The 3,518-nt window shown below is 68.2% G+C and carries 1 protein-coding gene; it reads right to left on the reverse strand.

The features are described from left to right. Nucleotides 1-88: 88 nt before the first annotated feature. Nucleotides 89-2,998 carry a PVC-type heme-binding CxxCH protein gene (locus LzC2_RS20805; RefSeq protein WP_171189946.1) on the reverse strand — a complete coding sequence of 970 codons (2,910 nt, stop codon included), beginning with the start codon at nt 2,996-2,998 and terminating at the stop codon, nt 89-91. Nucleotides 2,999-3,518: the final 520 nt, after the last annotated feature.

Below are 3,518 nucleotides of genomic sequence, written 5' to 3' on the forward strand. Positions count from 1 at the left end.
AAGTTGAAGGTGGGCCGGGCGTTGAAGGTCCCCTCACCCCCAACCCCTCTCCCCTAAAGAGGGGCGAGGGGAGTTCGCTGACCGCCCGTCACTCCTCGTACCGCCAGCCCTTCAGGAAGGCGAGCAGGTCGGCCATCTGCTGTGGGGTGAGTTGTTCCTCCAGCCCGACCGGCATCAGGGAGACGCCCTCGGATTGGAGTTCGATCACCTCCGTGCGGGGCAGGGTGACGGTCTCCCCGCCGGGGCTTTGCAGCGAGATCGAACCGGCGGTTTCGCTGGTCAATAATCCAGTCAATACGCGGCCGTCGGCGGTCAGAACGGTATAGGCGAAGCCGCCCACGTCCACGGCTTTGTTCGGGTCGAGGATGTTGGTCAACAGGCTTTCGGGCGTGCGATTATAGGTGTCGGAGATGTCCGCCCCGACCGCCGTGCCGACGCCGTCCACCGCGTGACAGGTCGCGCAGGCCCGCGTGAACGCCGCCCGCCCGCGGGCCACGTCGCCTTCGATCTTCAAGACGGATTGATAATGCTCCAACACCTCCGCCCGGTCCGCCGATCCGCCGGAGAGCGCGGCCTCGGCCCGCTCGCGGAGCGCTTCGTCCTTCGATTTGAGCAACCGCCGCGTCGCCGCCGGACCGACCGCTGCGGCGGTCAGTTCCTGTTCCTCCACCAGAGTTAATAATGCGGCGGAGCGATCCGGGGCGGTGAGGGCGAGGTCGATCAACGCCGCCCGCACCGCGGGGGTCTCCGCGGGCAGCCGGGCGACCAACCCGGCCGCGGCTTCGGACTCCGTGCGGGCGAGCCGGCGGACGGCGGCGACCCGCACGGCCGGGTCGGCATCGCTCGCGGCGATTTCGGCGAGGTTCGGCCACGTCTCTTTCAATAAAGCGAGCAGAAACAGGTCCTCCGCCCGGCTCTCGGACCTCGTGACTCGTTGTTTGAACGCGGCAGCGAGCGTTTCCCGATAGTTCGGCTCCAGCGCCGCGAACTCCCGCCGCAGCGCCGGGCCGGTGCCGCGGTCGAGTCCCCGCAACACCGCCGCGGCTTTGTCGGAGACCACCCGGTCGGCCAGCGCCGAGCCGACCGCCATGCCCATCGTCGCCGTCACTTCGCCGCGGCGCCCGGCGACCTCCGCGGAGCGTTCTAGTAAGTCCAGCGGCACCGGGGTCTCGGAGAGCCACAGGGCCGCGGTCAACGGCGTCGGTTGCCCCGCCCGCCCGGCGCCCGCCAGCACGGCGGTGTGCAGATACGGATCGTCCGACCGCACGGCCGCTTTGACTAATGCTTCAAACACCGCTGGATCATCCGCGTGTGGGGCGAGGGCGACGCAGAGGTCGAAGGCGACATCGCCGAAATAGGCACCTTCTTCACGCAGAACTTCGAAGATCGCGGCACGGACCTTGGGCGTCAGAACCCCGCTCTCAGCGGCGAGCCGCGCGGTGCGTCCCGGCAGTTCCCGAATCCCATGCAAAACGTCGCGTTCGGTGAGTGCTCCGACGGCGGCAAGATAGGCGAGTCCGTAGGAGAGACCTTCGTCATTCCAATAGACTGAGTTCATGTCTCGAATCCATAAATGCGCTTGCGGGTCGCGACGTTCATGAAGTATTCGAATGGCGGTGATCGCCGTCTGGTGGGTCCGATGGAGAGCCTCAACGAGTTCGGACAAATCCGCTTCGACCAACGGCTTGCCGGTTTCTGTGCCAAACTGTTGATACGACTGGTTCTCGGTTCGCACTCGCCACAGCCGACCGCGGGTTTCGCCATATCGTAGGTCCGGCCGGTTTTTTAATTCTTCAGGCATCCAGTGGGGGTGTTCAATGACCGCTCGGGCCATATCAACCACGTAAAGGCTCCCGTCAGGGCCGATTGCCAAGTCGACCGGGCGAAACCAAGGCGACGTCGACGTCAGAAACTCCACCCCCTCGCGGGCAGGTTTCGAGGTGAACGTCGCCCCGTCCGATCTGAGGACTTCTCGATGCACTATCCCGGCGGTCGGCTCGCAGACATATGCGACGGGGTCGCACACGGCCCATGGGGGGGCGAACATGGGGACGTTCAACACCCCGCACGCCGCGGTGAACTGGCCGGCGTGGGCGAGGCTGGTGGTGAACGCTTTTTGCGTCGGGTAGAGCTTGGAGTCCGGCCCCCAGGCGGCGACGTCGTGCACGGCCGATTCGACGGCGAGGTGCGGGTTCAGCGCGGTCAGCGAGTCCGGCAGCACCGCGTGGCGGACCGGCTTGCGGTTCTCGCAGAAGAAACGGTTCCCGAAGGCGTCGATGCTGAGGCCGTACTGCCCGGCGCCCGCCACGACCTTCGCCTCGCCGGTGTGCGGGTTGAAGGCAAACGTGCGGCCGGAGAGGTCCAGCGGGGCGTCGTCGGCTTGCTTCGCCGCTGACGGGTTCGCCTCGCCCAGGACGATCTTGCCGCCGCGGAGGCCGTTGGCGACGTAGACCCAGCCGTCCGGGCCGAGCGTCGGGTGGTTCGCCCGCAGTTGTTCGTTCTCCTCCGCGAAGCCGGCGAACCAGACATCCTCCCGATCGGCCGTGCCGTCCGGCGTGCCCTCGGGGCCGGTTTCGTCCGGGAAGTAGCTGACGCGGCCGGCGAGGGTCACGAAGGTGCCGCCTTTCCACGGCTGCAAACCGGTGGGGAAGAGGAGGCGGTCGGCGAAGGTCATTGCGGTGTCGAACGTGCCGTCGCCGTCCTCATCCTCCAGGATCCGCACCCGACCCCGCGGCGGGTTCTCTTCAGAAAAACCCTCCGGCGGCGGCGTGGGGTAGTCGCCCATCTCCACCACCCACGCCCGGCCGCGCTCGTCGAACCGCAGGGCGACCGGATCGACGATCAGCGGCTCCGCGGCGGCCAGTTCGACCGTCAGGCCGGGAGCGACGACCAGCGTCGCGGCGATCTGTGCGGGTGACGGACCTTCGGTTTCCGCGGGGTCTACGGGTTCGGCTGCGAATGCCGCGGCCAGCAGAACGGCGAGGGGGGCAGCGGTCACGGGGCGTTCCAGCGGGGGCGGCGGATGTCGATGTTACACGCCGCGCCGCGGCGACGGGACACTTCCGCGGTTCGGCGCACGGTCCGTTGAGGGTTTGCGGGGGGCGTCGGGACCGTCGAGCCGGCTCGCTCGCACGCCGATGGGACAATGTGCCGGTTGACGCACGTCCCCGGGGGGCGATCTAATCGGAGAACCCGATCCGTTCGTCGCGCGGTCCCCGGTTTTGCCGAGGTCTGCGGGGCGAATCGCCGGGACCGGCCGGGTCGGTACGCGATGTGCTAACCTGTTCGGATCGAAATGCGTCTCCGCCGCGGAGCGCGACCGGGACCGGCTCGTCCGCCCCTCGCGTGTTCGCTGGACAGGGCTCGTTTCCATCCGCGGCCCGTTCCCCGGCCGCCCCGGACCCTCCTCACAACCTTCAATCGCCCATGATGACCGCCCGCCCCGCCCGCCGCCGATCAGGCGGCGGGCGGGGCGGGCGGTCATCATGGGCGATTGAAGGTTGTGAGGAGGGTCCGGG

It is taken from the genome of Alienimonas chondri (genome assembly GCF_013036045.1).
Taxonomy (GTDB): Bacteria; Planctomycetota; Planctomycetia; order Planctomycetales; family Planctomycetaceae; genus Alienimonas; species Alienimonas chondri.